Annotated in this window: 29 protein-coding genes and 3 pseudogenes; 16 read left to right on the forward strand and 16 right to left on the reverse strand. The window is 40.6% G+C overall.

Features of this window, described 5'->3' with window-relative positions:
• Positions 1-44 precede the first annotated feature (44 nt).
• Positions 45-338 carry a transposase gene (locus OQE68_RS03760; RefSeq protein ID WP_180571925.1) on the forward strand — a complete coding sequence of 98 codons (294 nt, stop codon included), beginning with the start codon at positions 45-47 and terminating at the stop codon, positions 336-338.
• 191 nt (positions 339-529) lie between these two features.
• A pseudogene (locus OQE68_RS03765) lies at positions 530-1,741 on the forward strand (IS110 family RNA-guided transposase); the annotation flags it as partial.
• A 78-nt stretch (positions 1,742-1,819) separates the two neighbouring features.
• On the opposite strand, the pseudogene OQE68_RS30725 reads toward OQE68_RS03765, so the two are convergent.
• Positions 1,820-1,879 (reverse strand): annotated as a pseudogene (locus OQE68_RS30725) (hypothetical protein); the annotation flags it as partial.
• A 105-nt stretch (positions 1,880-1,984) separates the two neighbouring features.
• On the opposite strand from OQE68_RS30725, the gene OQE68_RS03770 reads away from it, so the two are divergent.
• The 4 genes from OQE68_RS03770 (at position 1,985) to OQE68_RS03785 (ending at position 4,164) form a co-directional block, all read left to right on the forward strand.
• A complete protein-coding gene (locus OQE68_RS03770; RefSeq protein WP_266195518.1) occupies positions 1,985-2,242 on the forward strand; it encodes an IS3 family transposase in 258 nt (85 codons plus the stop codon).
• Between the two features lie 63 nt (positions 2,243-2,305).
• Entirely contained in the window at positions 2,306-2,638 is a 333-nt protein-coding gene (gene tnpA, locus OQE68_RS03775) for an IS66 family insertion sequence element accessory protein TnpA (protein WP_266195399.1), read from the forward strand.
• Positions 2,638-3,003, forward strand: a complete 366-nt coding sequence (gene tnpB, locus OQE68_RS03780; RefSeq protein WP_180571953.1) for an IS66 family insertion sequence element accessory protein TnpB — start codon at positions 2,638-2,640, stop codon at positions 3,001-3,003. Before tnpA ends, tnpB begins: the two co-directional genes overlap by 1 nt.
• Before the next feature lie 48 nt (positions 3,004-3,051).
• Positions 3,052-4,164, forward strand: coding sequence for an IS66 family transposase (locus OQE68_RS03785; protein ID WP_266195519.1), 1,113 nt, complete (start codon positions 3,052-3,054; stop codon positions 4,162-4,164).
• Here the strand turns inward: OQE68_RS03785 and ltrA are convergent.
• Positions 4,146-5,483, reverse strand: a complete 1,338-nt coding sequence (gene ltrA / locus OQE68_RS03790; protein ID WP_219340275.1) for a group II intron reverse transcriptase/maturase — start codon at positions 5,481-5,483, stop codon at positions 4,146-4,148. The two genes, OQE68_RS03785 and ltrA, sit on opposite strands and share 19 nt — an antisense overlap.
• A gap of 601 nt (positions 5,484-6,084) precedes the next feature.
• Here ltrA and OQE68_RS03795 point away from each other — a divergent pair.
• From OQE68_RS03795 to OQE68_RS03805, 3 genes and pseudogenes are all read left to right on the forward strand, one after another.
• Positions 6,085-6,474, forward strand: a pseudogene (locus tag OQE68_RS03795) (IS66 family transposase); the annotation flags it as partial.
• A complete protein-coding gene (locus OQE68_RS03800) occupies positions 6,460-6,651 on the forward strand; it encodes a transposase domain-containing protein (RefSeq protein WP_266195865.1) in 192 nt (63 codons plus the stop codon). The pseudogene OQE68_RS03795 and the gene OQE68_RS03800, both read left to right, overlap by 15 nt.
• Before the next feature lie 93 nt (positions 6,652-6,744).
• Positions 6,745-7,269 carry an IS3 family transposase gene (locus OQE68_RS03805; RefSeq protein ID WP_266195866.1) on the forward strand — a complete coding sequence of 175 codons (525 nt, stop codon included), beginning with the start codon at positions 6,745-6,747 and terminating at the stop codon, positions 7,267-7,269.
• On the opposite strand, the gene OQE68_RS03810 is transcribed toward OQE68_RS03805, so the two are convergent.
• On the reverse strand, positions 7,210-8,211 hold the full coding sequence (locus tag OQE68_RS03810) for an IS5 family transposase (protein ID WP_266195520.1): 1,002 nt from the start codon (positions 8,209-8,211) through the stop codon (positions 7,210-7,212). The two genes, OQE68_RS03805 and OQE68_RS03810, sit on opposite strands and share 60 nt — an antisense overlap.
• A gap of 987 nt (positions 8,212-9,198) precedes the next feature.
• On the opposite strand from OQE68_RS03810, the gene OQE68_RS03815 reads away from it, so the two are divergent.
• Entirely contained in the window at positions 9,199-9,669 is a 471-nt protein-coding gene (locus OQE68_RS03815; RefSeq protein WP_266195521.1) for a tail fiber domain-containing protein, read from the forward strand.
• Positions 9,670-10,066: 397 nt separating this feature from the next.
• Here OQE68_RS03815 and OQE68_RS03820 read toward each other — a convergent pair whose 3' ends face one another.
• From OQE68_RS03820 to OQE68_RS03835, 4 genes are all read right to left on the reverse strand, one after another.
• Positions 10,067-10,306 carry a type 2 periplasmic-binding domain-containing protein gene (locus OQE68_RS03820; RefSeq protein WP_180570909.1) on the reverse strand — a complete coding sequence of 80 codons (240 nt, stop codon included), beginning with the start codon at positions 10,304-10,306 and terminating at the stop codon, positions 10,067-10,069.
• Positions 10,307-10,560: 254 nt separating this feature from the next.
• Positions 10,561-10,917 carry a PilZ domain-containing protein gene (locus OQE68_RS03825; RefSeq protein ID WP_180570910.1) on the reverse strand — a complete coding sequence of 119 codons (357 nt, stop codon included), beginning with the start codon at positions 10,915-10,917 and terminating at the stop codon, positions 10,561-10,563.
• 161 nt (positions 10,918-11,078) lie between these two features.
• Positions 11,079-11,318, reverse strand: coding sequence for a PAAR domain-containing protein (locus tag OQE68_RS03830; RefSeq protein ID WP_180570911.1), 240 nt, complete (start codon positions 11,316-11,318; stop codon positions 11,079-11,081).
• Between the two features lie 312 nt (positions 11,319-11,630).
• Complete coding sequence (locus OQE68_RS03835) at positions 11,631-11,867, reverse strand: HP1242/YdcH family protein (RefSeq protein ID WP_180570912.1); 237 nt, start codon at positions 11,865-11,867, stop codon at positions 11,631-11,633.
• 608 nt (positions 11,868-12,475) lie between these two features.
• Here OQE68_RS03835 and ilvG point away from each other — a divergent pair.
• Both ilvG and OQE68_RS03845 read left to right on the forward strand, forming a co-directional pair.
• Positions 12,476-14,137, forward strand: a complete 1,662-nt coding sequence (gene ilvG, locus OQE68_RS03840) for an acetolactate synthase 2 catalytic subunit (RefSeq protein ID WP_180570913.1) — start codon at positions 12,476-12,478, stop codon at positions 14,135-14,137.
• Positions 14,124-14,381, forward strand: coding sequence for an ACT domain-containing protein (locus OQE68_RS03845; protein ID WP_180570914.1), 258 nt, complete (start codon positions 14,124-14,126; stop codon positions 14,379-14,381). Before ilvG ends, OQE68_RS03845 begins: the two co-directional genes overlap by 14 nt.
• 190 nt (positions 14,382-14,571) lie before the next feature.
• Here the strand turns inward: OQE68_RS03845 and OQE68_RS03850 are convergent, their stop codons facing one another.
• From OQE68_RS03850 to OQE68_RS03880, 7 genes are all read right to left on the reverse strand, one after another.
• Positions 14,572-15,822, reverse strand: coding sequence for a diguanylate cyclase (locus OQE68_RS03850; RefSeq protein WP_180570915.1), 1,251 nt, complete (start codon positions 15,820-15,822; stop codon positions 14,572-14,574).
• Between the two features lie 149 nt (positions 15,823-15,971).
• Positions 15,972-17,057 (reverse strand): nucleotidyltransferase domain-containing protein, encoded by a 1,086-nt coding sequence (locus OQE68_RS03855; RefSeq protein ID WP_180570916.1) that lies wholly within the window; start codon positions 17,055-17,057, stop codon positions 15,972-15,974.
• A complete protein-coding gene (locus OQE68_RS03860; protein WP_180570917.1) occupies positions 17,041-18,006 on the reverse strand; it encodes an HprK-related kinase A in 966 nt (321 codons plus the stop codon). The genes OQE68_RS03855 and OQE68_RS03860 overlap by 17 nt, the downstream gene beginning before the upstream one ends.
• Positions 18,003-18,311, reverse strand: a complete 309-nt coding sequence (locus tag OQE68_RS03865; RefSeq protein WP_180570918.1) for an HPr-rel-A system PqqD family peptide chaperone — start codon at positions 18,309-18,311, stop codon at positions 18,003-18,005. The genes OQE68_RS03860 and OQE68_RS03865 overlap by 4 nt, the downstream gene beginning before the upstream one ends.
• Positions 18,312-18,366: 55 nt before the next feature.
• The gene (locus OQE68_RS03870) at positions 18,367-18,924 is read right to left on the reverse strand and encodes a hypothetical protein (RefSeq protein ID WP_180570919.1); all 558 of its coding nucleotides are present in this window, start codon (positions 18,922-18,924) and stop codon (positions 18,367-18,369) included.
• A 220-nt stretch (positions 18,925-19,144) separates the two neighbouring features.
• Complete coding sequence (locus OQE68_RS03875) at positions 19,145-19,996, reverse strand: sulfurtransferase (protein ID WP_180570920.1); 852 nt, start codon at positions 19,994-19,996, stop codon at positions 19,145-19,147.
• 92 nt (positions 19,997-20,088) lie between these two features.
• Complete coding sequence (locus tag OQE68_RS03880) at positions 20,089-20,568, reverse strand: hypothetical protein (protein WP_180570921.1); 480 nt, start codon at positions 20,566-20,568, stop codon at positions 20,089-20,091.
• Between the two features lie 440 nt (positions 20,569-21,008).
• Here OQE68_RS03880 and OQE68_RS03885 point away from each other — a divergent pair, with 440 nt between their 5' ends.
• The gene (locus OQE68_RS03885; protein ID WP_180570922.1) at positions 21,009-21,461 is read left to right on the forward strand and encodes a cereblon family protein; all 453 of its coding nucleotides are present in this window, start codon (positions 21,009-21,011) and stop codon (positions 21,459-21,461) included.
• Positions 21,462-21,537: 76 nt separating this feature from the next.
• Positions 21,538-22,305, forward strand: coding sequence for a substrate-binding periplasmic protein (locus tag OQE68_RS03890; protein ID WP_180570923.1), 768 nt, complete (start codon positions 21,538-21,540; stop codon positions 22,303-22,305).
• A 54-nt stretch (positions 22,306-22,359) separates the two neighbouring features.
• On the opposite strand, the gene OQE68_RS03895 is transcribed toward OQE68_RS03890, so the two are convergent.
• Positions 22,360-23,091, reverse strand: coding sequence for a tRNA/rRNA methyltransferase (locus OQE68_RS03895; RefSeq protein WP_180570924.1), 732 nt, complete (start codon positions 23,089-23,091; stop codon positions 22,360-22,362).
• A 378-nt stretch (positions 23,092-23,469) separates the two neighbouring features.
• Between OQE68_RS03895 and OQE68_RS03900 the strand changes: the two genes are divergently transcribed.
• Entirely contained in the window at positions 23,470-23,739 is a 270-nt protein-coding gene (locus OQE68_RS03900) for a hypothetical protein (RefSeq protein ID WP_180570925.1), read from the forward strand.
• A 67-nt stretch (positions 23,740-23,806) separates the two neighbouring features.
• On the opposite strand, the gene OQE68_RS03905 is transcribed toward OQE68_RS03900, so the two are convergent.
• Positions 23,807-24,934 (reverse strand): M14 family metallopeptidase, encoded by a 1,128-nt coding sequence (locus OQE68_RS03905; RefSeq protein WP_180570926.1) that lies wholly within the window; start codon positions 24,932-24,934, stop codon positions 23,807-23,809.
• A 168-nt stretch (positions 24,935-25,102) separates the two neighbouring features.
• Here OQE68_RS03905 and OQE68_RS03910 point away from each other — a divergent pair, with 168 nt between their 5' ends.
• Positions 25,103-25,894 (forward strand): substrate-binding periplasmic protein, encoded by a 792-nt coding sequence (locus OQE68_RS03910; RefSeq protein WP_180570927.1) that lies wholly within the window; start codon positions 25,103-25,105, stop codon positions 25,892-25,894.
• The last annotated feature ends 212 nt before the right edge of the window (positions 25,895-26,106 follow it).

Below are 26,106 nucleotides of genomic sequence, written 5' to 3' on the forward strand. Positions count from 1 at the left end.
ACTTAACTAAGAGATAATACTCAGATACGTTGTTGGAAGCAGTTATGACCAAAAAGAAGAAGACTTACACTCAAGAATTTAAACAAGGTGCAGTCCAGTTAGTTGTAGAGCAACAAATGAAGCCCTCTGAAGTTGCTCACCGATTAGGCACATCTGATAAAAATATCTCTCGCTGGGTTAAAGAGTATAAAATGAACACTTCTAAATCCCCAGAGCATGAGTCTACTTTATCAGAATATAAAACTAAAATTAAAGCGCTTGAAAAAGAAAATAAACGCCTACAAATGGAGCGCGAAATACTAAAAAACTGCCCACATAGTCTGCTTTTTCCCATCTGAATAGAAACACGAGGCGGGTATACTACAATTGTCCGGAAAGTGGTCGTCTGCCTTTTGGAGATTTTTATCCCGTCAAAAAACCTGATCCAGGGGGATCTGCGGACCCAATGTTGGTGGCAATTAAGACCCCGTGTAGGAAAGTGATTTAATCCGAGCCCCCATCCGGCACTTATAAATTAAGTGAGGTGTTTATGAGTAAAAAATCAAAACATGCTCAATCATTGCCGGTTTTGAATTCTAATGCAGCGGGCATTGATATTGGTGCCAGTTTTCATGTTGTTGCACTTCCTCCTGACAGAAGCCGTGAGTCCGTACGTACTTTTAAAGCGTTCACCCATGACATCCAGAACATGGCCAACTGGTTACTAGAGCATGGCATTACAACTGCTGCCATGGAGTCTACAGGCGTTTACTGGGTACCAGTTTACGAAATATTAGAGCAGCATGGTATTGATGTCATTTTATCAAATGCACGCGATACCCGCTCTGTTCCTGGGCGCAAAACCGACGTTAATGATGCTCAGTGGATCCAGAGGTTACATGCTTGTGGGCTTTTAAAAGCTAGCTTTCGCCCTGAAAAATTAATTGTTGAACTGCGTACTTATTTGCGAGTTCGAGAACGACTGCTGGATTATGCGGCGGCACATATTCAGCATATGCAAAAAGCGCTGACATTTATGAATTTGCAATTGAATCTTGTGGTTGCTGATATTACTGGTGTAACAGGCATGAGGATAATTCGTGCAATCGTAGCTGGAGAAAGAAATGCGGCGACATTGGCAGAATTCAGAGATACCCGTTGTAAATCCAGTAAAGAGACTATTCAGGCAGCTCTCGAAGGTAACTATCAATCAGAACATATTTTTGCCCTGAGGCAAGCGCTTATTATGTACGATGCTTATCAACAGCAGGTACATGAGTGTGATGTTGAAATTGAAGGGGTATTGCGTCGTTTATCAGTCAATAAGAAAAAACCTGATGCCCCCATACCTAAACCCAAGCATCGGACTAAACAACCCAATCAGCTTAATTTTAATGTTCGTGAGAGCCTGTATCATCTTGTTGGGACTGATCTTACACAAATTCATGGCCTTGGTCCTTACCTTGCGCTACGCCTAATATCTGAGTGTGGGATAAATATGAGCAAATGGCCTACCGCTAAACATTTTACTTCTTGGTTAACACTCTGTCCGGGCTCGAAAATCAGTGGTGGAAAAATATTATCTGCCCACTCACGGAAAAGTAATAACCGGGTTGTCGCTCACTTAAGGTTAGCTGCAACAACAGTCGGACGCTCGAATACCGCATTAGGCGCTTTCTATCGAAGACTTTCAGCACGGATTGGTAAAGCGAAAGCGGTCACTGCAACAGCACGCAAAATTGCCATTTTATTTTATAATGCCATGAGATATGGCATGCAGTATCAGGATCCAGGAGCTGACTCGTATGAAAAAAACTACCGTGAACGAGTCATAAAGAACTTAAAAAGAAAAGCCGAAGAATTTGGTTTGGTAATACAGCCAAAGACAACATGTGTTTCTTAGGAAAGCAGCGGCCTTCTTCGCGACAGAGTCAGTTTAAGGCTCGAATTTATTAAGCAGCACAGCGATGAATGGCCTGTTATTGTAATGTGTGACGTGTTGCAAGTGGATCGTTCTTATTACTACGAATACGTGGAGAAAACCAAGAAAAAGCCAGCGACAGAAACGACTAAGCTAGAAGAGACCTTAATAGCCTTATTTAATAAGCATAAGGGTAATTATGGTTCACGGCGTTTGGCCAAAGAACTCCAAGAGTTAGGCTTTGAAATCGGTCGTTATAAAGTTCGTACATTAATGAAAAAACTTAATTTGAAAGTAAAGATAAAGACAAAATATAAAATCACCACTGTAAGCGCCAAATAACCCGCGTACTTTGATAAATATTCTAGTGGTTCATAATGGGCTCATTGTTCAGAGGAGTCAATTATGGCAACACATACAGCCCTTCAAAATAAGTGGTATAAACATATTCAAGCATGGAAGCAATCCAACCTCACTCAAAAAGCGTATTGTGAGCAACACAATTTAAAAACTAACCAATTAAGTTATTGGTATCGTAAGTTTGAACACGCCGACGTTCCACAAGCCGCTACACTAGCTCCCTCTAACTTTGTCCCTGTGACAATGAGCGAAGAGAGCCAAATAAAAGACAATAACACTCCCCCCAACCTAACACTTCAGTTTCCCAATGGAGTTTGTTTGACGGGTATACAGCTGTCGAATATAGAAATTGTCCAAGCGCTATTGAAGGTACTGTGATGACATTGATTATGCGTCCTTCAGCGTCATTAACAGCCGTTTACCTTTATCGTCCTCCTATCGATTTTCGTAAGTCCTACCAAGGGTTAGCCGCGATTGTTGAGCTAGAGTTAGGGCATAACCCTTATGAAGGACACCTCTATGCTTTTACCAATAAAAAGCGTAATAAAATTAAATGTTTGTTTTGGGAAAACAATGGGTTTGTTCTGTATTATAAAAGTTTAGTTGAGGAAAAATTTAAATGGCCTAAGCGGACAGAGTCACTGATTACCCTATCAGGTGAGCAAATAAATTGGCTACTGGATGGGTACGATATCAATAAAATGGTACCCCATAAAAAACTGCATTATGAGTCGTGTTTTTAATCTTTAAGGCGTGAGTTTCAGGCGTTAATTGGGTATAATTTATCTACGATGAAATTACCCAAAAATATCGCCTCTACTAGTCAGCAATTCTCCTCTTCTTATGTAGAAGAACTCAGTAGTTTGCTCCAAGAAAAAGAAGCCATTATCGCTGATAATAAACGGCTTATTGATCAAAAATGCCATATTATTGAAGAGCAGCAAAAGCGCATTGCCATATTAGAGGAGTATTTACGTTTAGAACGTCACCGCCGATTTGGACCCAGCAGTGAAAAAAATACTGCTCAAGGAGAGTTGTTTAATGAAGCAGAGCAGCTTGAGCAACAGGCTAACACGGCTGATGGAGAAGAGAGTAAGCCACAACCGCCCAAGAAAAAGGGTGGCCGGAAAGGGTTGTCACCTGCTATTCCAAGAGAGCAAATCTACCTCACACTCAGTGAAGAAGATAAAGCGGGGGCACTTGATACTTTTTTTGTCAAAGTGAAAGAGGAGCTGGATATTATCCCAGCCAAAGTGCGTGTCCTGGAATACTTGCAAGAAAAAGCCGTATTTGAAGATGATAACGCGCAACGCACAATCAAGTCAGCCCTACAACCTCAGCATCCCTTACCCAAATCGGTAGCAAGTACTGGTATGCTTGCTTATATCATTGTTGCCAAATACATGGATGCGCTTCCTTTACATCGTTTAGAAGGTATCTTTAACCGCTACGGAGGAAGCGTTACCCGAACGACGATGGCGAACTGGTTAATTAAGCTCGCTCGGCCATTGCAGCCATTAATCAATCTACTGCGAGACCACCAACTGGTATATGAACTTATTCAAGCCGATGAGACCCGCATCCAGGTATTAAAAGAGCCTGGTCGTTCACCTACATCCAATAAATATATGTGGGTGACACTCGGTGGTCCACCAGAACAACCAGCCGTATTATTTACTTATGATGCCTCTCGCGAAAAGGAGGTGCCCCTGCGACTGTTTGAAGGCTATCAAGGCTACTTACAGACAGATGGTTATGCGGCTTACGATGCGGTATGTCAAGAGAATAGTATTACGCGACTTGGGTTCCGAGTAGATGAGGACGTTACCGCCCTCACCCCTCACAGACCCGGACGAGCGCAATTAACGCATCCGGTTCCTCATCGTTATTGCCTCGCTAGTTGATGGCCTTGAATATACTGATGATAAATATGTGGCTGTTCTAATGGGAAACGGTTGAGGAGGGCCGTAAATCGTTGCCAGGGAATATAGCTTTTCCTGGACCGCCGCCCCAACCACTTACGCCACAAGTGTTGTACTTTATGGTGGATGTTTCTTAGCGATTTACCATTACCCGTGACACCAAAATAGGCATAATGTCCCCGTAATTTACGATTGAGCATTGTATGCTGTACATCCAATGGCTTGTGACGATATCGCCGACAAAACTCATTAAATGCTTTCAGTGTCCTGGCAAGCCGGTCTTTAGCCGTCTTCTGTCTTACAACAAAATGGCCTCGTCTGGATTTACCCCAGTAATGTGTAAACCCAAGAAAGTCAAAATTAACGGCCTTTCCTCGTTGCTGATTTTCTTTCCTAAATCGAAAGCGAAAATCGACACGCCGGGTTTTCTCTGGGTGTAGGTTAAGTCCATATCGCTCAAAGCGTTTACCCAGCACTTGTTGTACACGATAACAATCATCATAACGCTCAAATACCATGACAAAGTCATCGGCAAATCGCGTTAAACTACAATTGCCTCGCATACGTGGTTTTACTTCTTGGGTAAACCATTCATCCAACACATAGTGTAAATACACATTAGCTAATAGGGGGGATGCTACCCCACCCTGCGGCGTACCTCTGCCGGAGTATTTCAATACCCCAGCATCTAGAACGCCAGCTTTTAGCCACTTATCAATCAGTTTACGGACAACACCATCAACTACTCGTCTGGCCAGAAAATTTCGCAGGTGTTGATGATCAATCATGTCAAAATATCGTTGAATATCAACATCCAGCACCCAACGGCCTTTCTCATCCATAATATGATTACGTAGACTTTGCAGAGCTTGATGAGCTGATCGGTGTTTACGGAAACCAAATGAACAATCATAAAAGTCTTGTTCATAAATAGGCTCCAGCAACATCACAACCGCTCGCTGAACAATCTTATCCTCAAAGGTAGGAATACCTAATGGCCGTTGTTGGCCATTACCCTTAGGGATATAACTGCGACGTATGGCGGGAGCTTTATATTGCCCCGATTTAATTCGGTCCAATAAGTCTTGGAGGTTAGACTCCAGTTGGCTCTCATACATTGCTGCTGTTTGACCATCCACACCAACCGCCCCGTCTTTACGGGTAAGTTGGTAGGCTCTAAGAAGCCATGCATAATCAATATAGTGATTTAGAGAAGTAAAGGCCATCGCTGGGTTATTACGGGCCAGCATGGCTATTCGTTGTTGTTTCGTTGACACAAATATAGGTTTCTGTGCACCCATTATGTTTCCCAATAACGATTCAATAACAATGGTGCTCCCTTTCCTCGTTAGGGTCCTCCCGAGCAGAGTTCCCCTAAGTCAGCAGTACTATGGAGCACTAAGACTTCCAGTATTTACTACCCGGTCACTTATGGATTCGCTCACGGGCTCCTGAGATTGCTTCCTGTTTGCTCCATCAAGTTGGAAGCAGTTGCTTGATGGCCTGGCCCTGTTCAACCATAGAGCCTATGGTGGTTACTACCCAGGTCAACACTGGACCTCACAGGTTCCTGAGAAATCCATCCTATACCTTTGCCCTGGTCATAGATCCCGGTCGGACTGCAATACCTCACCTGTAGTGGTATTGGCAGTGCTGACCCCACACCCAACACAATGAGGTCTCCGACTGGTACATGATATCGAGACTCAATCCCACGGCTTCAGTACCCGCTGTCTACGCTTCACGAATAACGTTGCCGTTACCCATGCAAGACTCACTTCCGGCTGGTGGTTAACCTTTACCGGGAGGGAGTTGAACCCTCTGGATTTCAATGAATGATTTCAGCTCATTTAATACCTCCTTCATTCTCAGGCTTAGCCTGTCGCAAGTTGGGATCATGCTCGCCGTAAATTTGTAGAGGCCAAAAAAGCTGAGCCTCAACATACAAGTCAAACGGGCAACGTCAGCAAAGCGACCATTGCTCTCAATATGATTGCCAAGCTATATCGCATAGAAAAAGATATAAAAGGGCTGGATATTCAACAAAAATATCAAATCAGACAAAAGCACGCTAAACCACAATTAGACAATATCCGGAAATGGTTAGATAAACATAAAGACAAAGTACCCAAGGACGGCAAAATTGGTCAGGCCTTTACTTACCTTGATAATCAATGGGATAAACTGGTCGTCTATTGTGAATCAGGAATACTCCCCATCAGCAATATCAAAGCAGAAAATGCTATCCGCCCCTTTGCTGTTGGTCGAAAAAATTGGATGTTTGCAGATACACCACAAGGTGCCTATGCCAGCGCCACTTATTACAGCCTCATTGAAACCGCTAAAGCCAATGATTTAGAGCCTTATGATTATCTTAGAATCGTCCTAAAAGCACTACCCTATGCAGATAGTGTCGAAAAGCTTGAGGCATTACTTCCTTGGAATGTTGATAAAAGCCTGCTGAGTTAACCGTAAATTATTGACTAGCTTAGCTCAATAACGCTAAAGAATTGGCGCTTACTCACCACTGACAGTAAACACAACCAACCTATTGCTGCTAATATCCTTAATAGAAAGTTTAATGTGAGTACAGTTAACAAGGTTTGGACGACAGATATTACCTATGTTTGGACTAACCAAGGGTGGCTATATTTAGCAATCGTAGTTGACCTATATTCTCGGCAAATTATAGGCTGGTCTGTACAAGATAATATGCGTTCACAGTTGTGTTTGGATGCATTAGCTATGGCGTGGCACTGTAGGCTGCCTGCACACGGAATCATCCATCATTCAGATAGAGGTAGTCAATATGCAAGTGAGGAGTATCGTAATCAACTTAAGAGCTATGGCATGATCCAAAGTATGAGTAGAAAGGGAAATTGTTGGGATAATTCCCCAACAGAAAGAGTATTTAGAACACTTAAATCAGAGTGGTTACACCGATTTAACTTTCAAACGAAGGATGATGCACGCCAAGCTATCTGGGACTATATTACATATTATAATAGCGAGCGAAGGCATTCAGCTTTAAACTATCAAACACCGATGGAATTTGAGAGAGTCCATCAATTGAAGAAAGCCTCTTAAAAAACTGTTGGTTTTTACTTGACCACTACAGCCACCTTGCTCGTTGGTCATTGATCCAAAAACATGTTCAACTCTGGCTCGTACCCTGGAGCGTCTAGTATTTGCTTTTTTACTGTGTTCCGATAGCGGCTTATTCTTTTTCCCTTTTTTATGAACGTGGCTACGCATACCCATCGCCGCCAAACTAATTTCAGTGTTTTCGCTTTGGTAAGCACTATCTGCCCATACATCCGATGATGTATTTTCAGCTAATATTTCAATAAAAACCTGGGAATCGTGAACTTCAGCAGATGTCACTTCATAATCACGTATCAGTTTTTGGGCGTTATCTACCGTTACATGGTTCTTATAACCAAAGTGGGTTTCTTCATTTTTCTTTGTCCAGCGAGCATCCATATCCTTCTGGCTTTTTATATTAGGATTTTCTTCGAAGCGCTGGGGTATTTTTCCTTCCTTAATCTCTACATTTTCAGCACGTGAATTCCTTTGTTTGGGTACATCAACAAAACTGGCATCGACGATTTGGCCTTTCTGTGCTTTGTAACCTTGATCAGCTAGCTGTTCATTAAAGTCATTGAAAAGTCTTTTCATCAAATCACATTTAACCAGTTGTTCCTTAAACAACCAGATGGTTTTTGCATCAGGGATTAACTCTTCAGGTGAGAGTCCAAGAAAACGACAAAAACTATATCTGTCTCTAATCTGGTATTCCACTTCATCATCAGATAAATTATATAAGTGTTGTAGAACAAGGGTTTTAAACATCAAAACAACATCGTAAGGCTTGCGACCTGCATTGCTTTTTCGCTCTTTTTCTCGAATGATGTTCAAGCTATATCTGAATTGCTCCCAATCTATCAGATTATTCAGACTAATCAGCGGATCTCGCTCGTTTAGCTTATGATATCGATTATCTAAATCAAAGAAGCCAGACTGTAACATTGACTTTTAAGCTCGCTATTTATGAATACCACTATCTGTAGTATACCATAAAGTCAATTTTTAGAGGTGCCCTTAAGATTAGTTCGTCGACATAGCTCTTTAACTATATCAATGTCAATTCCTTTCGCACTATTACCTTCTTGCCAGGTAAATGGAGCAAATTTATCAAGGGTGACTAAACTCAAAGTTTGTTGAGCTAAAGAAAATTCTGTCATGATACTTATATAAACAACACATAAGCTTATTATGCATTTCTTCATAGCAAACTTTATAATTAATACACTTTTAGTTAATACGTTGGTCATACTAACTTTAGCAGATGCTTTAAAACTTTTCTTGGAGCAGCTTAGGGCTACGCCATATATGAACAAATGGTATTCACTTATTGCATTCCAAGCATGATTGATCAGACATTAGTCACTTTAAAGCGAATTAAACATGACGCCATTTGATACCACTATAGAGTCCTTCCAAAAATAGACTCCCAAGGTTCTGGTCTAGTGTTTATACCTAAAGGCATAATGACAGAAATATAAGTGTTTGCTTGGTAGATCAAGATCAAATTAGCTGATCAAAATGACACTTTCAGTGTAAAGTATTAACTGAATGACAACAACTTTATCCTACAGCAGACATATATAGTCACTATAATATTTGGACTCTAGTCAAAAACATCCTAATTTTGATGTAAAAACATGGTGACAAGAACATCAGTGAAGCCATTCAGGTGAAGAGTGATGGAATTTTATATTAACTTTTTTATTGTATTAACTGCTTTCTTTATCAGTATAGTTGTACCCTCTTTGGGATTACTCACTTATGCTGGCTACAAACGCAATAAGTACTATCAAGATTATATAAGTAAAACCACACCTCAGTCCCAGACACTTCAAAAGTTACAATAATTTAAAGAAATATTACAAACTGTTTCACTATTTAAGTATACTTTTAGTGATGTATAGATTGATACTTTATTTAAACAAAACAATGACACAAATCAAGTACGGACGAACCACTTTGAAAAATTTAATTGCTACTGTTATTTTAAGCTCTATTTCTACTCTTTCTCATGCCTATTCACATGAATCATGCAAACACCTCACAGGCAATGAATATTCTGAATGTAGAGCCAAGCCAAATTTTATGCGCTTTAGTGATGCAGAACTGAAAACCAAAGCTACAAGAATTGATAATGCACTAGAAAAAATTTCGAAACTCAATGGTGTCAGCTTTGAGTGGAAAAACACAAGTGCCAAAAAGAAAGATATTGGTGTTATTGCTCAGAATGTAGAAGAAGTATTTCCTGAGTTAGTACATAGTCTCACTGTCACGGACCCAAATAGAGTAGAAAGCACATTCAAAAAAGTCAATTATGCTGGACTTGTGAGTGTATTGATTGAAGCGGTTAAAGAACTGAAGACAGAAAATGCAAAATTACGCCAACAATTAGGTTTATAAATATTTCTTCTTAAGCATAATTGTACCAGGATCATATGATATGATTCTGGTAGCTCTTATTTTATAAGCATGTAGTTTATTCACACAGAATCCCCATTCTGGTTACCCCCCTGGCATATGATTTTCCACTTTTTTTGTAATAGTAATTATTATTTTTCTTTACCTAAAGGGCACCTCTAATAACTGTTTACAGCCTCTAGCCTTCTGGTCAATTCACATGCTTTGAAAGTATGCTGGTGCCTGTAGAACCGAGCCAGTAGGATCTGGAAAGGCGCTGCATGAGGGCTCTTGAATGTGCTGATTTGCCTAGAAAGAACCCGTTTTACACATCGTAAACCGCCTTATTCAAGACCCCGTCATCTTGCACAGGGGCCATAAATAATTATTAGAGATGCCCTTAAACCGTATAAGCACTTACGTCAGACCTATTGAGAAATGCAGGTATACTCAAATAATAAAATACTTTCTCTCGTTCAACTGTTTTATTAGCTCCTAATATTATGTCTACTCTACCATTTTCCACTTCCGCTTGACATCTCTTCCAGTTTTTATGGACGATAGGAATGGCTTTTATATTGTGTTCTTTTTCAAAAAGCGCTAATTCTTCTATCAGAATTCCTTCATAGTGATCACCCACAGGGTAAATCCAAGGAGCTCAGTTATAGTAGGCACACCAAGTTATCGTCTCTTGAGACTGAACTGTAAATGGTATCAGTATGCTTATTAGTATAAGGAGTTATTTCATAGAGCACACTTATTATTGAACTACCTACAATTATAGGCTAGAACATTGAGAAATGTGGCTCTTTGATAGGCAGTAATGAAAGATTTAACTGTATTTACCAAATAAAATTATTTATAAATTTGCAGAGGCATTTTATCTTCAGTTAGTTAAATTGAATTCTCCACAAACCTATAAATAAACTTTTTAGCTAATGGCTGTATTTTTTTAAACTGCAATCCAATATGATAACCATTTTTTCTTTTTATCACATGCCTTACCTCAGCTATTGCATAAATAATCAATTGGTTATTAAGATGATGTGCTTTGATCATTATGGATAGCTTTTGCTTTATTTGAAAGGAAATCGTTGAAACTAACATTACTCCTTGCACAGAAATATTAATAGCCTCTGCAGGTATCGCTTCGCTATGATCTGTTCCTTTAATTGCTGCTTGCCAGTTTACCTCTTTGCGCGGATAGGCCCGCTGCTCCTGAGATATTGGTACATCTATCAGTTTTGTCATACTTAATTGTTATACATTGTATATCATTGAGTGGTCCGGTATCTGGCTGTTCATATTGCTTTTACAGCCCAAGTCCTATATAGATATTACTAACAAAGGGCCATCATACCCACTCTCAATATCGAAAAGCTAATAATATTAGGCTAGTAATAATGTCTCTTTTATAACTGGGTTATTGAAGATCCTTCAACCAGTTTATTCCCATTACTAACATCACTACCAGTAATAGCCACTGGCCGACCATCAATTTTAATAAAAGGATGTCCTGTAGTTATCACACTTCCATCACTTAGCTTATCGCCAACTCGAGCAACTGGCTTACCACTCTCTATATGATTAGAGCTACCTTCAACTATTACATTGCCCTCTGTATCCTTATCACCAACAAGAGCCCATTTCATCTTACTACCCTTCTTTAATACCTTTGATTATGGCATGCTTTCTATCAACTATTATACCTTGTAATATCTTGCTTAAGGGAATTTTAGCCATAACATTTTTTTAAAGATACCCTTGATATAATTTACATTTTGTTAACTTTATTACTATCAAGTTTATTTAATACAAGATTTAATTAAATAATTAGATCTTATTTGCAAGCAGTTAGTTTTTTAACATCAACACTACAATCAATACAGATATTTTTTAGGCAAGACCATCAAAGCAAATAAAAAAGGTGATGCACAAGAGACATCACCTTTATAATTAACCCACTAATGGGAAAGCATAGCGTAAATTTGGTCCTTTAATTTCATTCGTCGTTTTTTTAATGAAAGATAATTTTCATCACTCGTCGGGATGTCTCTCATCATCAAGCCACATAGCTGGTGATCAAGCGTGTGATATTCAGCTGCCATTTTGGCAAAGGTGGGATTTTCATGTTTTAGTTTATTAATTTGTTCCCGGCATTGAGGGAACTCATCGACTAGGCTGTGTTTATGCCTCAACATTGTTTTCCTCCCTATTACTCATCATTAAGTCTAGTAAGCCGTCGTTTACCACGCCAGCTAATTTTTCAGCTATGTTAACCTTCTCAAACAAACAACATCGCTTACAGCACCTTACTTACTCAGTTTACTTCTTACCAGCACTTAAGCGATTAACAAACCATAAAACTATGAATAACGGAAATAACCTCTCGCCTTATTGATGCTAATCAACTTTCAGTCAAGCCACTTATAACTCTTGTTTTTTCCAGCAAACTATGCTCTGATTAAAGAAGTGGGTGATAGGATATGCATGATAACTTGTTTCTTAATACATCACTCGCATCATGTTTGACAGACTTGTTTTCTAAACAAGTAACAACTAAGACGCTATTAGACTATTCAATACGTGTTAGGTGTAGTTTAAGTAAGTTATATAGTGATAAGTTAATTTGTAATGAATGCTTTGTTAGCCATTAAAAAGATTATCGTGAAAACACTTGTGGTGATTATTATGCGCCAACAAGGGGGTTTACGTGGCTAACCAATAACAGAGCTAACGAATACCAAAACCCCCGACTTGAAAGAGCCGGGGGTTTTTTTTTGCAACAACAGTGATGTGAATTGACTCTATGAACGGCGCCCAGCACATTATTAAAACTCTTGAAACAGCAGGTATCAGCACGCTATTTGGCTATCCCGGCGGCGCAATTATGCCTGTTTATGATGCACTCGTTGATAGCAAACTCAATCATGTCCTCTGTCGCCATGAACAAGGCGCAGCCTTAGCTGCTGATGGTTATGCCAGAAGCACCGGTAAATTGGGCGTTTGTTTAGCTACCTCCGGGCCAGGGGCCACCAACCTGCTTACGGGTATTGCCAATGCTCACTTAGACTCTATACCCATGCTGGCTATCACTGGACAGGTTGCTAGTCCATTTATTGGTACAGATGCCTTTCAAGAGGTAGATATCCTTGGCATGGCTTTACCGGTGGTTAAGCACAGTTTTCAGGTACGAGCAGCAAGTGAATTACCTTGGATGTTGTTAGAAGCAATGCAAATTGCCATGTCAGGGCGCCCTGGGCCGGTATTAATTGATGTACCAAAAGATATTCAGCTTGCTGAAATACCTTCTGTAGTAGGCTTTCCCGCAGCAGACTACAGTTTACCTACAGCAGGTGCTGGTACAATTGAAGAAGCCAATCTACTAATTGAACAAGCAAAGTGCCCATTACTTTATAGTGGAGGAGGCATTATGTTGGGTGGTGCAGTAACCGCCTTACGTAAGTATGCCCAACGGTCTGGTATACCCTCAGTTAGCACTTTAAAAGGCATTGGTAACCATTTACCTGAAGACCCTTATTATCTTGGTATGCTCGGTATGCATGGCACCAAAGCTGCCAATTTGGCCGTACAACAATGTGATTTACTGATTTGTATTGGTGCCCGTTTTGATGACCGAGTAACAGGTAAGCTGGATAGCTTTGCAGCAAACGCGAAAATAATTCACTTGGATATTGATGCTGCTGAGTTTGGCAAACTTAAAATACCAGATGTTATTATCCATGGTGAACTCAATTACAGTTTAAACCAATTAACCAGCCCTGCTGAAATAGGCAATTGGCAACAGCATTGTGTCACATTAAAGAGTCAACACGCCTTTACTTACCCCAAAAAACCACCATCAATTTATGCCCCCCAGTTGATTAATCGCTTATCACAACTGGCAACTGAAGAAACCATAATTAGCTGTGATGTTGGCCAGCATCAAATGTGGGTAGCTCAACATTATCAGTTTACTCACCCCCGCCACCATCTTAGCAGCAGTGGCTTAGGCACTATGGGTTATGGCCTTCCTGCTGCAATTGGCGCTCAATTTGCCAACCCTGATGCCCAGGTGATTAATATTTCTGGAGATGGCTCATTTATGATGAATATCCAGGAACTGGCAACCATTATTCGTTATCAGTTACCCATTAAAATTATCATTATCGATAATCAACGGCTTGGCATGGTAAGGCAATGGCAGACTCTATTTTTTACAGAAAGGTACAGTGAAGTTGATTTATCAGATAATCCTGATTTTGTTAAAGTCGCCCAAGCATTCGGTTTAACAGCACAATGTATCAACCAAGCAGAAGACGTTGAGCCTGCTCTGCAAACCTTGCTCAAAGCAACCACACCTTTTCTTTTACATGTATGTATCAACCCCAAAGATAATGTATGGCCACTGGTTCCCCCTGGTGTACCTAACGATAAGATGCTGGAGTGTACAAAAAATGAATTACTATGAGTTACAACTGGTCGCCCGCAACACCCCCGGTTGTTTAGAGCGAATTTTAAACACCAGCCGGGTTCGTGGATTTGAAATAAAACATTTCAATGCCAAGTTACACCCCAAACACAACTATTTTAAAATTGACTTGGCTGTCGCTAGTAACAGAAGCCAACAACACTTGATTATGCAACTAGCTAAACAGTATGACATTCGAGAGCTTTCTCCTGCCAAGCGAAAATTTGCTGCTATAGAGGCATGATGAAGGTTTTACCAATTAAGGGGATCATATTTCAATCAACATTATATCCCCTAGGCATACTTTTCAGATGCAGTAGTCAAATGACGAAGCTTCATGAGCCTATAAATTGGAGTAATGATAGCTAAACTTAGAAATCAGTCGTGAAGCATAATTCTTTTTAACTATTTTTTATAAGATTGGCTTATTGTATTTAGTCAAGAATAAGTAAGTTTCGGCCAGCCTGTTTTGCCCTATATAAGCATTTGTCAGCTATTGCCAGCATGTCACTGAGCGAGCTATATGTATTATCCGTTACTCCTATACTAATAGTGATGCCTAAATCGATACCACCAATAGCTAGTTTCTGCTCAGCAACCAAACACCGAAAATTGTCTAGTAATTGCTGACTTTTATCTATATCCAACCCACTTAACAAAACACAAAACTCCTCGCCACCCAATCTAGCTACAGTAAATCGAGCAAACTTCTCTTTTAACACATCCGCTAGTTTTGTTAATACATAGTCTCCAACCTCATGACCATAACTATCATTTATCTGCTTAAAGTGGTCAATATCTAGCATAGCTAAGCTCAGAGGTTTATTATGCTCTACCGCATTTTCATATAACTTCTCAGCTACCTGAAAGAAATAGCGCCGGTTAAATAGGCCAGTTAAATAGTCTCTATTAGCAGCATCCTTCACCGCCTCGAACAACTCCATCTCCTCCAGGTTATGCATTAGCCTACAGTGCAACTCTTCATGATAAAAAGGTTTACGTAAAAAATCATTTGCTCCATTTTTGATAAATTTAGCTGATAAGGCTCCACTACCCTCAGCAGACAAACCAATGATAATTAAATTTTTATTATTCTGCTTATGCCGAATATTTTTTACTAGCTCATAGCCATTCATATTAGGCATATTATAATCGACAACCATCAATCGAATATCGGGTTGCTGCTGCAACATGGCTAAAGCTTCAATGCCATCTTCTGCTTCTAATACTTGATAGAGATGCTGCTTTAAGGTTTTTCTAATAAAAGCACGAGTGGATTTTGAGTCATCCACTACAAGCACTTTAATAAACTGGTTTTTTTGCAAGCGCGAAATTAACTTAACAACATATTCATATGAGTAGCGACTTTCTTTAAGTACATAATCAACAACTCCTTTATCTAACAGAGCTTCTCGCTTCTTATCATTATAAGAGCCCGATAGCACAATACAGGGAACATTGACAGCAAGCACTTTGTTAACCACTTCGCCATTAGGCGCATCTGGTAAATTCAAGTCCACCACCGCTACTAAATAAGGGGTATCAGGCTTACTTAAATATAACTCGGCTTCACTTAATGTTGCTGCAAATACAGGGGACAACTCTTGCTTCGTCTCAAACAAATGCTTAAGCACCTTTAAAACCATGGGGCTATCTTCAACAATTAATACAGCATTCCCCTTCATACAGACTTCCACTAGTAAGAGGCAGATTTATAAACTGCTATTTATATACAGCAAAGTACAATGCGTCATTAAGCTAATATGACTGCTAGATAACAGTCATATTAGCTTAATAGTAGAGTATAGCAGTGTATCCTTTCTGCCAGAGCTGGCTAAGCTTTTCCTGTCACTCGCATCCAGGCTTTTCGGGAAAGATGATTCAACAGCAATAAAAGAGGCATTTTCAACCAATGGGAGCGTAAATAGAGTAACTGACTCGCAATCTGCTTCTGTATCCGTTTTTGCCCTCTAGCCAAAGGCAACATAGCCTCTGGCAATGCCCAGTATTTAATCCGTTGAAAAGTACGGGTGGTGTTTTTGGGAAGCCCCCTCAACAACAGCTCATTGACTGGGGTAGCAAAAAATTGTTCCAGCAACCACAAAATATCAATCAGTGGCAGCGTTACACCGAGTTTTAACGCTCTCTCCTGTAGCTGCAGCCAAAAATCAGGGACATGCTGCTCTCCATAACGCAGTAATTGATCGATATCGTATAAATCTCTAATTCGGTTATGATAATCCGCATCGTAGCCCAAATGAACAACAGCATGCAGCACCATATCAGGAAAGCACAAGGTGTTTAATCCTGGCTCTGCCAACGAAATCGATGCCGTTAGTAATAAAGATGGATCTGGGTTTAAACGACTAGTGCGAGGTAAAATTCGGTGATGAATATCAACATCATACAGCCGCTCACGATGACGATAAGGGGGTAGCTCATGCATCCACTGACGATAGTATGCTTTATCATATTCATTTTGCTTAGCACACTCCCAGCCATTAGCGATCAATAAAGTTTCAATTGCAGGCAAGTCAGCTTCGTTAAACAACAAATCAACATCTGCTAACAACCGTCCCTCACTAACGGGAATTTTGTGATATAGATAAGCAGCACCTTTTAACAAAGTCATTTGATAGCCAGCAGGATAAAGTACTCGCCTAAGCCGGTTGATTTCCCAACAAGCATTACGTTGTAAATATTGGGCAAACTGCATGGCATCTTGACACTGCCCTTGAACGGCTTCAGGTAACTGTTGCCAAACCTGCTGTTGTTGAAAACAGTTGGCTAAAGTAGCTAGCATACCGGCTTGCTTTGCTTGAAACAGCAAAACGTTCCACTGCTCTACTGAAAACTGCACAACAACTGAAGGCTGCTTCAATACCATCAATAAATAGTGATTTTCAATCTGCTGTTTCATTAACCACTCGGTTTTTGTTATTGACTGGTGGAGAAATGAATTCCTGCTCATAAAGACTAAGTAACAATGGAATAATTGCCCGCAAACTATCAAAATTCAATTCATAGCAATGGCATTGATCTACTAACTGACGTGCAGCCTGAAACCCTGTAGTCGCTAATAACTTATAATTAAATGCATTATTTGCCAGCCTTAACAAGGCTTGAGATTTTTCTACAGGAACTAATACATTATTAGCTCCTGCTTTGTATCGAGGAAAGATTATCCAGCGAGGCCGTGCTTTTTCCTGAGCCTGCTCAATACTTGCTGCAGGTGGCCTAAAATGAGCAACCATTCCTTTGCGAGTTTTTTCAAATAAAGGACCAATAACCGCTTCTGGACTAAACCGTTTCATCACCTCAATTGAAGTATTTTTAAGTGGAATTAATTTTGGTAATGGCTGTAATAAACCAGATTCTGGCTCTAGCAAACCAAACTCATCTGATAGCATACGCCAGCCACTCAATGATAATGCCGCACATAATGTGCTTTTGCCAGAACCAGGCCAGGCAGGGAATAAAATAGCATGACCATTGCGCTCTACCACTGCAGCATGCAACATTAGATATCGATGGGCATGAGTAGCAATACACCAGTTGCTGCCCCATTCCAGCATGGGCAATGCATGATCTAGTGGAAATGGTGCCATACCCGGATTGCCATCCGCTTTAAATTCCACCTGTGGTCGCCACCAACGACGCCATAGCTGTGGGCGTTTTACCTGGATCGCAAAATCTATCAAGTGTGGTTGGGAAAACGTTGGGTAGTGAGCAAATAACCAATGCAATTGGGAAACAAGTGTTTTACAGTTTTTTACAGTTAATTGAAATTTAAATGGACCTATTTGATATACTAAACCACTGCGAAGCCGCTCCTGTAGCTCCATTACTGTTAAATCAGCAATTTTCATGTAAATTCCGGTTCAATTAACCCTAAACAGTCCAAGTTATGGATCAAACTGCTGATTGGTTTAGCAATCTGCTCTGAAGGCTGCTGCCATTGGTTGGCAAGGCTCATTATTAATTGTTCAGCTGACATTGGCTTTTTAGCTAATAACAATAAAACATCTAACGACATAGTATTTAGTAAGTGTGTATCAGCAGATAGGCCATTAAACACAACCGTGTCTTCTCCCCAATCCGCCCATAACAGCTGACCAAGGTCTGCCAAACGCCAGTTGATAGCTTTATCTTGTTGTTGGGTAAACGTTCCCATGGCTTATAGGGTAGACCAGATTAGTGTTGCAACCCAAGAGTTACAACACTTTTGTTCAGGGGCTTGGCTGGATAGAAACCCAACAAGAGTTAGTTAAAGGTGAGCCTGTAACGCTTTCAACACTCATTTGATGCGTATTATCAAAGTGAACGAGGACACTTACGCTTTCAGTGGTAACATCCCCGTCTGCTTGCTCCCACTCCATAAGCTGATCCTGATTGGGCGCTGGTGTTAGTTGATTCATGTCTAACACATAAAGTGTACCATCGACCTCAATAACCTCTTGAGTCTCACCATTGGATGTTGGAGTGAAAGTATGCTTGGTACCTATCGCCCTTACCCAGCTAGGGTCTTCACTCATACCATCCGCCTCAGATACAACAGCATTGGGAGCGGGTATGTTGGCTTCAGCCAGTTTCATATCACAGGTTGCACTGGCTGCTGCTAAAGCTGCACCGCTTCTTAGGGTTAATATTAATGGCGCCCCAACTGCAGAAGCTTTGAGAAACCTCCGGCGCTGCACCTGCTTGCTTGACAACTGCTCAAGGTCACTGGTCAAGGCTGTTTGCTGCCCATTCTCAACTGATTGCTTGCTATGCTCACTATTACTCATTGTCCCGCCAACTTGTTATCCGTTAAAAACTATCCTTTATTAAGCAAGGTTTGGTCCATACAATAATTTTATTAATACCTATAGAGCCAATAAGCGATTGACCATTATTACAATAATCCGCTATTAGCCTTCTGTAAAATTATGAGACAACCTTAACCAGTATATTGCAGCCAATTTTTAAGGCTCTAACCACCCCTATGCTGACTTGCTGTAATAGTTATCACTTACTTTGGACCACAGCAATAGGCCTACTTGAGCTAGCCACCCATTCACTCCATGAACCTGGGTATAGTCGAGGCCGCCCGATGCCTGCCAGTTCCATTGCAAAGATATTATGGCAAGCCGTCACGCCAGAGCCACAATAGCACACCAAATCTGTGATCTCTTTAACTGACAAGATTTTGAATCGCTCAGCTAATTGATGCTTCGGTAAAAAACACCCTGCTGCTGTCAGGTTTTCTTGAAAAGGTAAGTTAAGTGCACCAGGTATATGGCCTGCTATCGGATCAATTGGTTCCTGCTCCCCTGAATAGCGTATCGCTGCCCTAGCATCAACCAAACACCATTTTGGCTGAGACAACTGCTGTAACACTTCATCTGTTGACACCCACATACTGGAATCTGGTTGCCCTACAAAATTACCAGGCGCTTTACTAGGGAGTTCTACAGTTGTTGGCAACCCGGCATCCAGCCACGCCTGAAAGCCACCATCTAAAATAGCCACTTGGGTTTTGCCCAACCAAGTCAATAACCACCAGAGCCTTACAGCCTGGCTGCTATCTTGTTGATCATATACGACTACTGTTGAGTCTTGGTTAATGCCCCAAGCCTTCAGTCGGTCATTAAGTCTGCTTGCATCAGGTAACGGATGTCGTCCCGTTTCACCAGATACGACTGGGCCTGACAAATCGCGTTCTAAATCCGCGTAAATAGCACCAGGAATATGTTGCTGATTATAAGCTTGCTGGCCTGCATCAGGATCAGCCAGGGAGAAACGACAATCAAAAATACATACGTTATTACTGAGAGAAAGTTGCTGCAATAACCAGTGAGGTGTTACCAACATATCCATATAAACGACCTTGTATTATTAGTGGAAGCAATAAAACCTAAAAAGGTTTGTCATTTTCACAGCAGATTTTAATGGAACTTAAGAAACACTGTTTAACTTTCTTCATCCACTACTTTAATAGCATCCTCTGCAGACAACTCTTTCCCTTTTAACTCAGCCATCACATCAATGCTATCCAGCACAACAGGGTCTTTGACTATAATTCTAGTTCGCTGATTTTTAGTGGCTGCTGATAGGCTATCTTGTTTTTCAGTACGCTGCAGCGTTGGCTGGTTAGTGCTTGGCTGCAAAGCCTGTGCAGACTCTTGTACGCTATTCGTTGTATGATCAGCTTTTTCTCTCGTTTGGGAGCTGTCTCTTTCATCCTGTTTTGAGCTGACTGACTGTGAGTGCTTAACGGGTTCAGCCATTTGGCTGCTCAAACTATCTTCCCTAATGCTTGAATTATTTTCTGGTGATTGTAGAGCAGTAGAATGTAAGTGATCCTTCCAGGAGTTCCACCCAACACCAGCAACACCCACTGTCACTACTGTAGTCACTATTAATACAGCCCATAGGGTTTCTTTTCTCATCAGGCCAACATCCTCTTAATTGTTTGTTACTGGCAAGCAATCACGAGTCTACTAAAATTAAGTAGATACTTAGCAGAAAATAACCTTTTACTTGATGATAGTGTAAAAAACCATCATTAATGTGTTCTTATACCCAAAATATAGGGATTATATTTAAGTATTACTTGTGGGGTAGTGAGGTTTACTCAGTTTTTGAGTTTTAACAATTGTTGCTATTTAGCAAAAGTAACATAACTGACACTCTACTATGAAAAGTAAGCAATATATAGTAACCACCACTGCCAATTGTAGTCATAAGGCTGATGAAGTACCATGCAGTATGAACTGACGAGGCTAATGCAAGGAACTGCATTTTAGCTCAAGGGCCTATTGTCGTTTGCCGAAAGATACACTTTTGTAAGCAAGCGCAACTTTAGTCTGTTCGCTCTTGGATGACGTGTATGTATAGCAGCTACTTATTACTCAGCCCTAACGTTTTGATTACAAGTGCCTTACCTGTTGTCGCTGAGCCTGAAGTTAAGTCCCAGGTTGATGAGTTGGTTGAACTGCTTGAGCAACCAGCTTCTGCTCTACTATGTAAACACTGCCTAAACACCATCACTTATGAACATGAACGCATTGAAATCAGCGGCCAACATATCCACCTGAAAATGAATCCAGCAGGCTTTGCCTTTGAGTTTGGTTGTTTTTGTGCTGCACCTGGTTGTAATCAATACGGCCAATATCATTCAGAAGCCACCTGGTTTGCTGGATGCAGTTGGGCTATTAGTCTGTGTACTTGTTGCCAGCAGCATTTAGGCTGGCACTTCCGACAAAATGATGAAAATAGCAGCTTTTATGGAATTGTTCTTGATAAGCTGGTTATGTCAAACCCTCCAGAAGTTTCCAGCTAACGTTGAATAAGCCTGGCAACCTGTTCTTTTTCAGCTATTTTTCATAGAAAGCTGTCTATGTAGTTCGGTGCTTGTAATGCGTAAAATTGGCTGGTTAGGATTATTTTTATTAACAACCCTTTTTTTTAATTATTCCTCAGCCCGAGAAAAAATCACCTTATCCACTCTTAATTGGGAGCCTTATATCGGTCAAGAGTTGGAAAACAAAGGCTATGTTAATGAAATTGTCAAAGCCGCTTTTTCAGAAGTGAGGTATGACTTAGAGGTATTATTTTTTCCATGGGCACGGGCGTTACACGTTGCTACCCTTGGTCATGTTGATGGTTTATTTCCAGAATATTATGATGAAAACCGGCTCACAGACTTTGTATTTTCAGACCCATTCCCAGGAGGGCCTGTTGGATTTTATAAACGTAAAGACAAAAATATAAAATTCAATGTAGATCCTCGCAAAAACCTTGCCGAAGCCCTCAAAGAATTACGTAGTTACCGATTTGGCGTGGTACGTGGCTACATCAATACCAAAGAATTTGACGAAGCAGACTATCTAACCAAAGAAGAAGTGATCAATGACGATACTAATATAAAGCGCTTATATAAAAACCGCGTACAACTTATTTTTATTGATAAATACGTTGCTCAATATATCATAGCCAAGCGTTACCCATGGTATGCACTAGAGCTGGAGTTTTTAGAACCGCCTTTAGAAGTAAAACCCCTATATATTGCTTTTTCTAAAAAAGCGCCTGACTATCAAAAAAAATTAGCTTTATTTAATCGTGGCCTTAAAAAAATCCAAGAAAATAAATTAATGGAAGAAATTATGATGAAACATGGATTTTAACGCATTTCAAACCAGCAACTACTACTAATGGGGCTCACCTTCCCCTTATCCTCTTCATGACTGGGTTTTAGGCTTTGCGACCAACAATCGTTGTATACTCTCATCGCCATCAAACTGCTTTAATATATCACTAGAAAAAGTATGTAAAAAGTGGATATCTTTTTCCGCCAGTGCACCTAACCTTTCCATTGCCCAACGATACTCCATCGCAGTAGGAGAAATTGCCAAATGTTCAAATACCAGAGCTAACTTCGCTTTTAGTGCTTTCATTTGACCTTCAGGCGCAGATAATTCAAGATTATGCTCAACTGCCACTTTAGACAAAATATAGGCATAAAGCATGACGCTTTGACCAAGGTTTAGTGATGGCTGAGGATTAGCTAGCGGAATACTACTGGCAATATCACAGTGTTGTACTTCTTCTGAAGTTAAACCACTTTCTTCCCGCCCAAACACAATCCCTACTGACTTAACAGTTGCTCCTTTTACCTCAATCAGCTGGTTAACTTCTTCAGGCGTATAATAATGACGTTTAGTGCTGCGTTTTTTCACTGTAGTGGCCACAGTAAAATCTAGGTCCGCAATAGCTTCATGCAACTGGCTAAAATGTTGCACCGTTGCCAGCACTTCTTTTGCACCATGAGCAGTCCACTGGGCCTCTGGAGCCAAGTGTGCCTGGCTATTAACTATCCGTAATCCATCAAACCCCATGGTTTTTAATGCTCTTGCGGCCGCTCCAACATTTTCAGGACGTTTTGGCTCAACCAAAATAAAATAAATTGACATATTCCTACGCTATCACTGCATCAGATTAATTTATTGAGTATACCGCAACCTGTTGAAACATTGCTTCCAACCTTATCCAAAGAGTGAACCATAACTTAATGAGCAATAAACAATCTTAATTGTTACCTACCTCTCGAAAATAATGACTAAGATCACCTATGCGTATATTCCGCAACCAGATAGCCTTGAGTGATAGAATAATTCCAAGCTATGATGCGCCAGCCAATATAAAACAATATAAGCACAACAGTAGACGCCGAAAACAATAGGTGCCCAAAAGTAGCAAATCGAAGACGGTTGTTGCCAAGCCTCACCCATACTCTGGATTTACAATGCGTGATCTTTTTGCCTCAACCTCTGATAGTTAAAGGAGCATTAATGAAACACTTACTACCGATTCTTTCAATTGCATTATTAACGGCTTGTGGCAGCAACCAAACAACCACTGATACTCATAGCGAATCCACTGAGCCTGTTAGCACCCAAGTTGAGCCTGTTGAGCCAACACCTGTTGATACTGAGGCGGATAAGCTACGCCGCCTGTGGGAACGCTACTGTAACCACGAAGCATTAACTATTGAAGAACGTCAGATGATTGCTGACTCTGAAATGCCTGAAGACCTACGTGGTCAGTGCACACAAAAGTAAGCTGTGTAAACTTTCAATATACAGTTTCAAAAGCCAGCAACTGCTGGCTATCAAGCAAGTAAAGCCACTATTTTTCTATTAGATCCAATGTCTGCCAGATTGGAATTAAAATATCTTTACCTAGCTGTTTGGAACGCTCTGCTGACCACCCTGTTAGGGGGTCTGCCAATAGCTGGTTATCCTTAAACGGCATTTCCAACGTCATTGATAACGTTTGAAAGTGATTGGCTAAGTAACTAGCAGCCATTGATAGGTTCGCTTGACCTGGCTGGTCAACAGGGTAACCATGCTCTACTTGAAATTCAGGGGTTAGCTGTAAAAACACATCTTTAAACCGCTGCTCTAAGTTAGCGATATAGTCACTATAATTAGGAATGCCTTCTGCTGTTACAACAAAGTTATAGGGCAATACTTCATCACCATGGATATCTAAAAAGATATCTCCCCCTATCTCATGCATTTTTTTTCGAACTAAAAATACTTCGGGACTTTTTTCTAGAGATGGGCTCTGCCACTCCCTGTTTAAATTAATACCTGCTGCATTGGTTCGTAAATGCCCTCTTACACTACCATCAGGATTCATATTCGGCACAATATAAAATACGGTTTGCTTGAGCAACTGCCTGGCCACCCCCAGATTAGGGTTTAATAGGGCTTCCAGGGTTCCTTCAATAAGCCACTCAGCCATGGTTTCTCCAGGGTGTTGCCGAGCAATTAGCCAAACCTTATAAGAGGCTGTCGCTTCTCCTACTTGCAACATATTAATATCCCTGCCATCCAGCGTCTGCCCTAGCAGGTGCATCGATACCCGTTCATCTACCATGGCTGCTTGCAGTAAGTCCAGGTGTCTTTCATAGGAATAGGGTTCAAAATAGGCAAAAAACAGGCTTGCTTCTTCCAGCCCAAAATTGACTGATAACACACCATTTTCATATCGAGTAGGCATCCGAAACCAGTTTTCTCGGTCATAACTGGCAAGCACTTGATAACCGTCCCACCCTTCTGCATAGGCAGCACCTACTGCATTGGTAATATGAAACTGGTACTTTTTGCCCACCTCTCCAACAAACCTAAAATAAAACCACTGATAAAAATCAGACTGATTATCTTTTTTGATTTCCAGCTGGATATTGTCAGCATCTTCTAAGGAAACAACCGTTATATTTCCACCATCAAACTGATCACTGATATGCATTCAAACTCCTTAAAGTGAGTCTACACTTACATAGATATTTATATAAACCCGCTATTTTTATTAACAAACTACTGACGGAATAACCCTTTGTCGAAGTATTTACTCGCTCTTCTACTATCAGCAAAAGTGAGCCTGCTAAGTTCGATGATTAAGTTCCTGTTGATATTAATGATAATACACTGGCATACTTTCAACCTAACTTGCTTGGCTGCACCTATTATCAAGATATACACAACTGAAGAGCCCCCGCTCAACTTTTCCATTGGGTCAAGCAAAGAATCTGCGGCCGGTGCTCAGGTATCAGGCTTTGCCACAGATATTGTTAGAGAAATACTTATTCTTACTGACAATACCACGGCACCCATCGTATTACTGCCTTGGGCAAGGGCCTACCAATATACACTTCATGGCGAAAATGTATTTCTATTTAGTATGGGCCGAACCAAGCAACGAGAGCAGCTATTTCAGTGGATTGGTCCACTGGCAGAAAAAAAAGCAGTTTTATATAGCACCCAACAAGCTCAAATCACCATTAACTCACTGGATGATGCAAAAGCGGTTAGCAATATAGCAACTGTAATTGATGACTCAAAAGAGCAGTTCTTAAAAAGCCAAGGCTTTACCAATCTCAGTAGCAGCCCTAGATGGAGTCAAGCGGTGCAAAAGCTGTTCATAAATAGAGCAGCCTTATTAGTTCAAACAGACCTAGATATACCATTTATTATTCGAGAAGCAGGTTATTCAATCGACGCCATCAAGCCCGTGTATGAACTCTATAAGTTTCAACTGTTTATTGGTACATCTCAAAAGACCTCCCCTCAATTAGTCAAACGCTGGCAGCTAGCATTAGGTACCTTGAAAAAAAACGGTCGTTTCAAGGCACTGATAAAAAAATGGGCCAATCACTATCAACTCACTAATTGGCGATACCAGAATGGGATGCTACAAGTCATTTACTAAATAAACTGGCTAGTGATGCACCTGCAACGTTGTTTCAATAACAAGAACACAACTGCACTTTAGCACAGTAAAACCCTAACAAAGTCTACACATTTGGCTTTTGAATTTATTGTAAATAAAATATACAACTTTTGTCCCAGCACTTCTTTTCTATACCACTCTGGACTGCTACTGCAGAGTGGTTCCCCCTACAGCAATGAGTGTTTACTCAG

Origin of the sequence: Spartinivicinus marinus, assembly GCF_026309355.1 — a bacterium.
Taxonomy (GTDB): Bacteria; Pseudomonadota; Gammaproteobacteria; order Pseudomonadales; family Zooshikellaceae; genus Spartinivicinus; species Spartinivicinus marinus.

Excerpts from the sequence above, each read along its gene's own strand:
- OQE68_RS03910 (WP_180570927.1), top strand. The coding sequence starts at position 25,103 with ATGATAATACACTGGCATACTTTCAACCTAACTTGCTTGGCTGCACCT.
- OQE68_RS03845 (WP_180570914.1), top strand. The coding sequence starts at position 14,124 with ATGAATTACTATGAGTTACAACTGGTCGCCCGCAACACCCCCGGTTGT.
- OQE68_RS03900 (WP_180570925.1), top strand. The coding sequence starts at position 23,470 with ATGAAACACTTACTACCGATTCTTTCAATTGCATTATTAACGGCTTGT.
- tnpA (WP_266195399.1), top strand. The coding sequence starts at position 2,306 with ATGGCAACACATACAGCCCTTCAAAATAAGTGGTATAAACATATTCAA.
- OQE68_RS03865 (WP_180570918.1), bottom strand. The coding sequence starts at position 18,311 with ATGGGAACGTTTACCCAACAACAAGATAAAGCTATCAACTGGCGTTTG.
- OQE68_RS03895 (WP_180570924.1), bottom strand. The coding sequence starts at position 23,091 with ATGTCAATTTATTTTATTTTGGTTGAGCCAAAACGTCCTGAAAATGTT.
- OQE68_RS03885 (WP_180570922.1), top strand. The coding sequence starts at position 21,009 with ATGTATAGCAGCTACTTATTACTCAGCCCTAACGTTTTGATTACAAGT.
- OQE68_RS03825 (WP_180570910.1), bottom strand. The coding sequence starts at position 10,917 with ATGACAAAACTGATAGATGTACCAATATCTCAGGAGCAGCGGGCCTAT.
- OQE68_RS03860 (WP_180570917.1), bottom strand. The coding sequence starts at position 18,006 with ATGAAAATTGCTGATTTAACAGTAATGGAGCTACAGGAGCGGCTTCGC.
- OQE68_RS03875 (WP_180570920.1), bottom strand. The coding sequence starts at position 19,996 with ATGGATATGTTGGTAACACCTCACTGGTTATTGCAGCAACTTTCTCTC.
- OQE68_RS03880 (WP_180570921.1), bottom strand. The coding sequence starts at position 20,568 with ATGAGAAAAGAAACCCTATGGGCTGTATTAATAGTGACTACAGTAGTG.
- OQE68_RS03785 (WP_266195519.1), top strand. The coding sequence starts at position 3,052 with ATGAAATTACCCAAAAATATCGCCTCTACTAGTCAGCAATTCTCCTCT.
- OQE68_RS03890 (WP_180570923.1), top strand. The coding sequence starts at position 21,538 with ATGCGTAAAATTGGCTGGTTAGGATTATTTTTATTAACAACCCTTTTT.
- OQE68_RS03905 (WP_180570926.1), bottom strand. The coding sequence starts at position 24,934 with ATGCATATCAGTGATCAGTTTGATGGTGGAAATATAACGGTTGTTTCC.
- OQE68_RS03800 (WP_266195865.1), top strand. The coding sequence starts at position 6,460 with ATGTTTGCAGATACACCACAAGGTGCCTATGCCAGCGCCACTTATTAC.
- ilvG (WP_180570913.1), top strand. The coding sequence starts at position 12,476 with ATGAACGGCGCCCAGCACATTATTAAAACTCTTGAAACAGCAGGTATC.
- ltrA (WP_219340275.1), bottom strand. The coding sequence starts at position 5,483 with ATGGGTGCACAGAAACCTATATTTGTGTCAACGAAACAACAACGAATA.
- OQE68_RS03810 (WP_266195520.1), bottom strand. The coding sequence starts at position 8,211 with ATGTTACAGTCTGGCTTCTTTGATTTAGATAATCGATATCATAAGCTA.
- OQE68_RS03830 (WP_180570911.1), bottom strand. The coding sequence starts at position 11,318 with ATGAAATGGGCTCTTGTTGGTGATAAGGATACAGAGGGCAATGTAATA.
- OQE68_RS03760 (WP_180571925.1), top strand. The coding sequence starts at position 45 with ATGACCAAAAAGAAGAAGACTTACACTCAAGAATTTAAACAAGGTGCA.
- OQE68_RS03815 (WP_266195521.1), top strand. The coding sequence starts at position 9,199 with ATGACACAAATCAAGTACGGACGAACCACTTTGAAAAATTTAATTGCT.
- tnpB (WP_180571953.1), top strand. The coding sequence starts at position 2,638 with ATGACATTGATTATGCGTCCTTCAGCGTCATTAACAGCCGTTTACCTT.
- OQE68_RS03855 (WP_180570916.1), bottom strand. The coding sequence starts at position 17,057 with ATGAAACAGCAGATTGAAAATCACTATTTATTGATGGTATTGAAGCAG.
- OQE68_RS03835 (WP_180570912.1), bottom strand. The coding sequence starts at position 11,867 with ATGTTGAGGCATAAACACAGCCTAGTCGATGAGTTCCCTCAATGCCGG.
- OQE68_RS03850 (WP_180570915.1), bottom strand. The coding sequence starts at position 15,822 with ATGAAGGGGAATGCTGTATTAATTGTTGAAGATAGCCCCATGGTTTTA.
- OQE68_RS03870 (WP_180570919.1), bottom strand. The coding sequence starts at position 18,924 with ATGAGTAATAGTGAGCATAGCAAGCAATCAGTTGAGAATGGGCAGCAA.